The following is a 7078-nucleotide window of genomic DNA, read 5'->3' on the forward strand; positions in this document are numbered from 1 at the left end:
TGATTCGCTGTGTGCCGTCTCGATGGATGCGCATTATAGGGAGTCGAGTTTTTTGCACAACTCTTTTTTCGTCTTTTTCTACTGTTTGAATACTTTTCACCCCTTACGCGCAGATCTTGGTCGATCCGCGCTATTTTCAGAGCGATCACAACGCCCGATTGGTTGTAATTCCATCAGCAAAGGCTAGTATTGCCGGTAAAATACTTTCTTATAAAGAGGCTATTATTATGTCCGATGCTATTCGTCCCTATCTTCATTATTCACCTGCGCTAGGTAAACGCGTCATGATCGATGGATCGAGTGTGATCATTGGTAATGTAGTTCTAGGTGATGATGTTAGTATCTGGCCTTTAGTCGCTATTCGTGGTGATGTTAATCAGATCGTTATTGGTGCCCGTTCAAATATTCAAGATGGTAGTGTGCTACATGTCACCCATAAATCTGAGCATCATCCTAGCGGAAACCCCCTGATTATTGGCAAAGACGTGACTATTGGGCATAAAGCGATGCTGCACGGCTGTACTATCGGCAACCGGGTATTAGTTGGGATGGGATCGATCTTGTTAGACGGGGCAGTAATAGAAGATGATGTTATGATTGGGGCCGGTAGCCTGATTGCCCCCGGGAAACGGTTAGTCAGTGGTTACCTCTATATGGGCAGCCCCGCCAAGCAAGTTCGGCCATTAACACCGGCAGAGTTAGCAGGCCTACTTTACTCTGCGGGTAACTACGTCCGCTGGAAAGATGACTATCTGGCAGAAACCAAATAAAGAGTCATATCGGATGCAGGGAGTGGTTCGTCATCTTCCCTGCCTTCTTACATCCCTTTCTATTTACCTAACTCATCACGCAACTGGTTCAATACCGGTGTAATTTCAGGCAGCATGCCATGCCAAAGGTTGAAGGCATGAGCCGCTTGCCCCACCAGCATCCCCAAACCATCAGTATAGCTTGTCACACCCAATTGTTTGATCCAGAATAAAAATGGCGTGATATCAGCCTGATAGAACATATCGTAACAGCGGGTTTGAGGGCTAATAATGTCCGTAGGTAAGTTTGGAATCTCACCATGAAGGCCTGAGGCTGTGGCATTAATGATCAAATCAAATTGCTGCCCACTCAAAGCTTGCATTTCGGTAGCATCAATATCACCCAAATGGCGAAATACTTCAGCAAGTTGCTGCGCGCGCGAAGAGGTCCGATTAGTGATGACCACCGTGCACCCATAAGAAAGTAAAGGGAGGATCACGCCGCGAGCAGCTCCACCAGCCCCCACCAACAAGACCCTATCAGTTGTTCGGATCAAAGACTGTCTTTCAAGATCACTGAGCAAACCGATACCATCAGTGTTGTCGCCCAACAAGCGCCCATTATCTAAACGCTTAATGGTATTAACAGCTCCCGCCAGCGATGCACGGTCAGTTAGTTCATTACATTTCGCATAAGCGCGTTCTTTAAACGGCGTGGTAACGTTCGCGCCCAATGCACCATCGGCAAAGAACGACGTTAATGTTTCCTCAAATGTTTCATGAGGAGCAAGTACCCGGCCGTATTGATGCTCTATACCTGTTTGCTCGGCAAAAAGCGCATGGATCCTCGGCGATTTACTGTGCCCAATGGGGTTACCAAACACTGCGAACTTCTGATCCATGCTATTTCCTACCCTTGACGAAATTGCTTACCGGTTAACACATCTCTGATTTCAGATGGATTCAAGCGACCACCGACCTTGCCGGGGAGCACCATTAGAGAAGGACCAAATTGTATTCTCACTTCTTCTGCCGTGCGACAAGGCTCATAGCCGCTTAAATTAGCACTGGTTGAAACCAATGGTTTGCCATATTGCGAGCAAAGCTGCTGTACCAGTGGGTGGTCACTCACCCTCACGGCTAATGAATCAAAACTACCCGTTAGCCAGCGCGGTGTCTCAATACGAGCAGGTATCACCCAAGTTACCGGCCCAGGCCAACAGGAAAAAATAGTTTCTCGTTGCATGTCACTTAGAACCGAATCATCAACATAAGATTTTAACTGTTCATAACTAGCCGCAATGAGGATCAAACCCTTCTGCCACGGCCGCTGTTTTAAAGCTAGCAAAGCACTCACGGCCTTTTCGCTATCAGGATCGCAACCTAAACCAAAAACAGCCTCTGTTGGGTAGGCGATAACCTCTTCTTGTTGCAATGCTCGCAACACATTTTCCAGAGAAGTATTCCCCTCTGGTTTACTCACACTGTTATTACTCACTGACGACTGCCTTCCCGCATAACTTGCTGACGCAAAACCGTTTTACGCCTTGTGCTGTTCTCTTTTCCATTAACAATGGATAGTGGCAATAAGCGCACTCTCCTTCGATGGGCTGCTGATTAATGGTGAATTGACAATCAGGATAGCGATTACAGGCATGGAATACTTTTCCAAACCTGGACTTTCGCTGTAGCAACTTCCCTTGGCCACATTGCGGACAAGCAATAGATGTTTCATTTGGTTTATCAATAACTTCCGTATGATCACATTGCGGATATTGGCTGCAACCGATAAACATACCAAAACGCCCTTGCCGCAGCACCATATCTGAACCACATTCGGGGCAATGCTGCCCTTCCAGAACTTTCACGATATGACCATCAGATTGCGCTTTCAGGGGGAGCATATACTGGCAGCCAGGATACTGTGAACAACCAAGGAATGGGCCATGACCACCACTGCGAATGACTAACGCCGATCCGCACTCTGGGCATGCCCCATTATCCTTGGCAGGAACTATTTTAGTCATAACACCTTCCATATAAAGTTATTAGCCTGAATATTACCACTTAGTGCAAATAACCTTCATTGACTTCAAAAAGTAACTCTTCCATCTGTTGATAGGCACTTTCATAACCAGGTATGTTAAATAGCACCATCAACACTACCCATTTGAGATCTTCCAGATTAATCTCATTAGAGTCCAACGCCATAATACGGTCGATAACCATCTCACGGGTATCAAGGTGTAATACCTGAATTTGTTCAAGAAATAGGATAAAACCACGGCAAGTGATGTCCAGACGTTGCGATTCTTCCGCAGTATAGATACGTAATGCTTGCGGGTCGGCGGCGTAGAGATAAGGGGCTTTCTGCCCTTCTTGTAGGTCAGCCAAAGCCTCTAACCAGTTCAGGGCGTTGTTGATATCCTCACGATAGAAACCTGCGTCAGCAAGATCGTCAGTAATCTTGTCTTGATCAACAAGCATTTCCGACTCGTTATGCATATAAGTTTCAAATAAGTAAATTAAAACGTCGAACATGGCCTGCCCTCCTTAATCGGACATAGCCGCCGGGTACAGCTGCTACCCACCCTGCTAACTCCAGCTCGAGCAATTTGCTGACGATATCTGGCACAGGTTGGCCGGCACGTTCGGCGACGACATCAACGGGTGTCATAACATAACCATACACGCCAACAAGAATAACTTAACACCATGATATTTAATGTAATACAAGTCCGTATAAATCCATACCAATCCAACCATTTTGGGCAAAATGTGGATCACTTTAATTAGGCATCCACCCTCACCTATCGCGACGCATCACATCTCAAATGAACCGCCGTTACATCCATTCTAGCACGCCACAATATTAGACTGTTGTACCAATGGGTTGAATCTAACTGCATCTTGCAAGTGCTCTGGGGCAAAGTGTGCATAGGTCATAGTTTGTTGAATATTGCTATGTCCGAGTATTTTTTGCAGCGTCAAGATATTGCCCCCATTCATCATAAAATGACTTGCGAACGTGTGCCGTAGAACCCGTACAGATTGCCCTACGGGTAAGGCAGGTATGGCGGCCCGTAGTGTTTCCCTTACAAAGTCGTAATCAACCCGCAAAAATAATCGCCCCCCTTCCGGCTTATAAACTTCTTTATATAGGCTCGCCGATATTGGGACAGTTCTATTTTTACCATTCTTCGTGTTATTAAAGGTCACCTTGTATTTAATCACTGACGCGCTTGTTAAATCCGCAGCCTCTTCCCAGCGCGCGCCGGTAGCCAGGCACAACTTGATTACCTTCAAGTTGTCGCCATCAAAACTCTTAAGCAATAAATCAATCTCAGGCCGTTAAAGGAAATACATTTCGCTTTCAGTCTTTTTGATCTTGCTTATCCCCTTCAAGGGGTGTTGGCTGTGATAGTGACCACTATCTATAAGTGTGCTAAATACCCCACTCAATATCATCTGCGCCCTATTTATCGTGCCGGGGCTGATCCCGTTTGATAGGCGGAGCGCTTTATAGTCAGCAAAAGAGCTTTTCGTAACCTGGTCAGCGCGGGGGTTCTTCATATCCTCGGCTAATTTGTTAAGCCTCTGATAATCATCCTTACCAGCTTTTAGAGTTTGGCCGTGATACTTCCACCATAACTCTATTAATTCAGTTAATAGGCGGCGGTCTGCTGGTTTCTCTATCCAGTCCTTGTTATTTTGCGTGGCGATAATCCACCGCTCATACTGCTGCGCTTCTGATTTAGTATCAAAACGTTTACGCATCCGCTTGCCATTGCGACCTTGCGGGCGAGTATCGACTAAATATTGCCCCTCGCCGAGTTTTTTAATAGACATTATTGATTCCATTAATAGCTTTCGGCGATGGCATTATCAATTTTCTTAACAAGCTCAAAATCAAGATCCATGACAATATCGATGAACTCAATTAAATCATAGCGCTTTGACTTGTAATTAATCTTTGAAGCTATTCTGTCCATTTTGAAATGCCTTAGCTCATCCCTTAAGTGGCAATGACCTATAAAATACGGCCTAAAATTATTACTAACTGCTATTTCTTCAATAGTGACCTTTCGTCTTGTTTTAGCACCACTACCATCTTTATAGCTAAACTCAATATCATAGGGAGAGCCAGCCCATACAATCGATAAATCATCAAGAAAATCATGGATACCAAAATATTTAGATTTTGTTTTATCTGAATTTAAAGCACGTTTAGTGGTGTTGCTCTTCGTATATTTATTTTTTTCGGTTATGCCTGAAGCGAACTGAGCAACGCTGTCATTTTGGGCTTTTGCTAATTTTGTTTCTAATCTCCCCCAGTAAATTATGATGGAAAAAAACAGCAGCCATAATATAGGATACTTAAGCGAGGCAATAAACGAAATGAATAGAAGAGGAACAAAAATACACCCAAGCGCCCCTTTTTTTTCTGACGGATGAATGCACCCGCAAGCAGGGCAAGACTCGGTTCCTTTGGGGGTCTCTCGCCCACATTTCACACACCCTTGCATATCTGTTTTAAATTTCGAAGCGCTCACAGCAAATCCCTCCCTTACCCCAGGAAACATAGATTTTATAGATGGTTAGCCAACCTTCTGGCCGGTTTGGTGGTCGGGTGTGTCGTCTCGCCCATTAGGGGAGAGAGCCGGCGATATTTGTCCGGCAGCTTCTGACGTTTTATTGTCATTGCTCATTAACCACATCATATATTTCTCAAACCTAGGGTGATTGGTGATTTTCATCAGCACATCACTCCCAATACTTTCAATTCTTCCAGTCTCATAATATTTCTGAGTACCTGTAGGAATGCCTGTTAATTCAAAGAATTGCTGTCGAGTTAGCCCCTCGGCCTCCCTGATATCCCTTATTTTTTTTCCGATGCTCATTGACATGGTAGAGATCCCCACCCTAAACTATGTGAAAGGGTAGTAATCACTACCCCAATCCTAGCGAATCCAAACGAATCCGAACGTGATCAAAGAGGGTAAGTCATGAGTGCACGAAGATCCAAGCCACTAATGGTAAAAATGCCGGATTGCCCGGTAGTTTTTTGCCTTCCTTACCGACGCGGTCGGCAACGCTACCGCCATGCGTTTTGTGTTGCCGGAGAGCGCCAGCTATACCGACACTCCAATCCCTCATTTTCAGCACAACGGCAGCGGTTACCAGCTCCTGGCTAATCTGGGACGCGCGTTCAGCATTCCGGATTACGTCTGGTACCAACTCCCTGACGGCACGGTCTATGTCGGCAGTTATGCCGATTCCCGTTTTGCACAAACGCCGGTCGATGTTCCACAGGAATTCGCCCAGGGCGGCGGCGGGGGTAATAGCCTTACTTTGCCGCTTATCCCAGCCATTCGCCCTGGCGTTATTGTGAATGGCCGGCGCATCACTAAAGTAGATGTGACTGACGACAGCATGACATTGACCTGGACACCGCTAAACAGCCAGGGCCAGCCGGCACAGAAATCGCCGGAACAGCGCCAGATTGAAAAACTTTACCCGGAGCTGGGCGCAGGATTGCACTTGCCCCGCATGGCTCGGGTAATGAGTCCGACCGATGCCGCCGAGCTGGGCGATCCGTCCGACCCGTTCCGCCCGCGCTACGCCGTCAATATTCAATTACTGGACGAGAACGGCAACGCCGCCGCCGGCGCGCAGGAATATAACGCGGTNCCGATGGCGGGCAGTGAGGGCGGCATGTTCCAGTTCCCACCTGAAGGGACGCTGGTAGAAATTGGTTTTGCGGATGGCCGGCCAGATAAGCCAATGATCCGGCAAACGCTGTCTGAGGGATTATCACTGCCCGCCGTCAAGCCAGGCGAACAGCTACAGCAGCAGCGCGCCGGCGTCAGTCAGCGCGTGACGGTCGACGGCAGTTGGCAGCGTGATACCGACCAGTCGATAGAGGAAACCAGCAGCCGACGCAGCGTGACCAGTGACGAGGAGAATCGCACCACTACGACTCGCAGTACCACGGTAAAAGCCAACGACAGCACCACGGTATTGGGAACTAAAACCCTGATGGCCGGCCAGGTGATACAGCTTGCCGAGGGCGACTACTCAATAGGTACATTGGCCAATATGCTGACCAAGGTCGGCAAAGACAGGAATGACGATGTTGGCCAGAATCAAAATATCACAGTTGGCCATAACCAAAATGTCATGGTTGGCCAGAACCAAACGACCGACGTCGGCGGCGCACTCACCGAGAAAATCGCCGGTATTCGCCGCAGTGTTGCCGCCGCTCAGGAACTTATCGCGCCCACGGTGCGCCTGGGTACCGACGATATCAACGTACTGACATTGCTCAC

The 7078-nt window shown here is 47.4% G+C and carries 7 protein-coding genes and 2 pseudogenes; 1 reads left to right on the forward strand and 8 read right to left on the reverse strand.

All coding sequences use genetic code 11. The annotated features are described in order from the left end of the window. The first annotated feature begins 227 nt into the window (after window positions 1–227). Window positions 228–770, forward strand: coding sequence for a gamma carbonic anhydrase family protein (locus tag AEP37_RS20710; RefSeq protein ID WP_049615126.1), 543 nt, complete (start codon window positions 228–230; stop codon window positions 768–770). A 59-nt stretch (window positions 771–829) separates the two neighbouring features. Here the strand turns inward: AEP37_RS20710 and aroE are convergent, their stop codons facing one another. From aroE to AEP37_RS20745, 8 genes and pseudogenes are all read right to left on the reverse strand, one after another. Then, window positions 830–1651 (reverse strand): shikimate dehydrogenase, encoded by an 822-nt coding sequence (aroE, locus tag AEP37_RS20715; protein ID WP_049615127.1) that lies wholly within the window; start codon window positions 1649–1651, stop codon window positions 830–832. Window positions 1652–1659: 8 nt separating this feature from the next. Next, the gene (gene tsaC / locus AEP37_RS20720; RefSeq protein WP_408068345.1) at window positions 1660–2247 is read right to left on the reverse strand and encodes an L-threonylcarbamoyladenylate synthase type 1 TsaC; all 588 of its coding nucleotides are present in this window, start codon (window positions 2245–2247) and stop codon (window positions 1660–1662) included. Next, window positions 2240–2776, reverse strand: coding sequence for a DNA topoisomerase family protein (locus tag AEP37_RS20725; RefSeq protein WP_049615128.1), 537 nt, complete (start codon window positions 2774–2776; stop codon window positions 2240–2242). Before AEP37_RS20725 ends, tsaC begins: the two co-directional genes overlap by 8 nt. Before the next feature lie 40 nt (window positions 2777–2816). Next, the gene (locus tag AEP37_RS20730; protein ID WP_049615129.1) at window positions 2817–3290 is read right to left on the reverse strand and encodes a DUF494 family protein; all 474 of its coding nucleotides are present in this window, start codon (window positions 3288–3290) and stop codon (window positions 2817–2819) included. Continuing rightward, a pseudogene (locus tag AEP37_RS25295) lies at window positions 3262–3435 on the reverse strand (DprA-like winged helix domain-containing protein); the annotation flags it as partial. The pseudogene AEP37_RS25295 and the gene AEP37_RS20730, both read right to left, overlap by 29 nt. Before the next feature lie 170 nt (window positions 3436–3605). Next, window positions 3606–4598, reverse strand: a pseudogene (locus AEP37_RS20735) (phage integrase). A gap of 11 nt (window positions 4599–4609) precedes the next feature. Continuing rightward, entirely contained in the window at window positions 4610–5302 is a 693-nt protein-coding gene (locus AEP37_RS20740; RefSeq protein ID WP_162208260.1) for a WYL domain-containing protein, read from the reverse strand. A 45-nt stretch (window positions 5303–5347) separates the two neighbouring features. Then, window positions 5348–5650 (reverse strand): helix-turn-helix domain-containing protein, encoded by a 303-nt coding sequence (locus tag AEP37_RS20745; RefSeq protein ID WP_049615137.1) that lies wholly within the window; start codon window positions 5648–5650, stop codon window positions 5348–5350. Between the last annotated feature and the right edge of the window lie 1428 nt (window positions 5651–7078).

Origin of the sequence: Yersinia pekkanenii, from assembly GCF_001152565.1 — a bacterium.
GTDB classification, from domain to species: Bacteria; Pseudomonadota; Gammaproteobacteria; order Enterobacterales; family Enterobacteriaceae; genus Yersinia; species Yersinia pekkanenii.

What these genes read in the sequence shown, in the direction of transcription:
- AEP37_RS20710 (WP_049615126.1), top strand. Translation starts at nt 228, where the DNA reads ATGTCCGATGCTATTCGTCCCTATCTTCATTATTCACCTGCGCTAGGT.
- aroE (WP_049615127.1), bottom strand. Translation starts at nt 1,651, where the DNA reads ATGGATCAGAAGTTCGCAGTGTTTGGTAACCCCATTGGGCACAGTAAA.
- AEP37_RS20725 (WP_049615128.1), bottom strand. Translation starts at nt 2,776, where the DNA reads ATGACTAAAATAGTTCCTGCCAAGGATAATGGGGCATGCCCAGAGTGC.
- AEP37_RS20730 (WP_049615129.1), bottom strand. Translation starts at nt 3,290, where the DNA reads ATGTTCGACGTTTTAATTTACTTATTTGAAACTTATATGCATAACGAG.
- AEP37_RS20745 (WP_049615137.1), bottom strand. Translation starts at nt 5,650, where the DNA reads ATGAGCATCGGAAAAAAAATAAGGGATATCAGGGAGGCCGAGGGGCTA.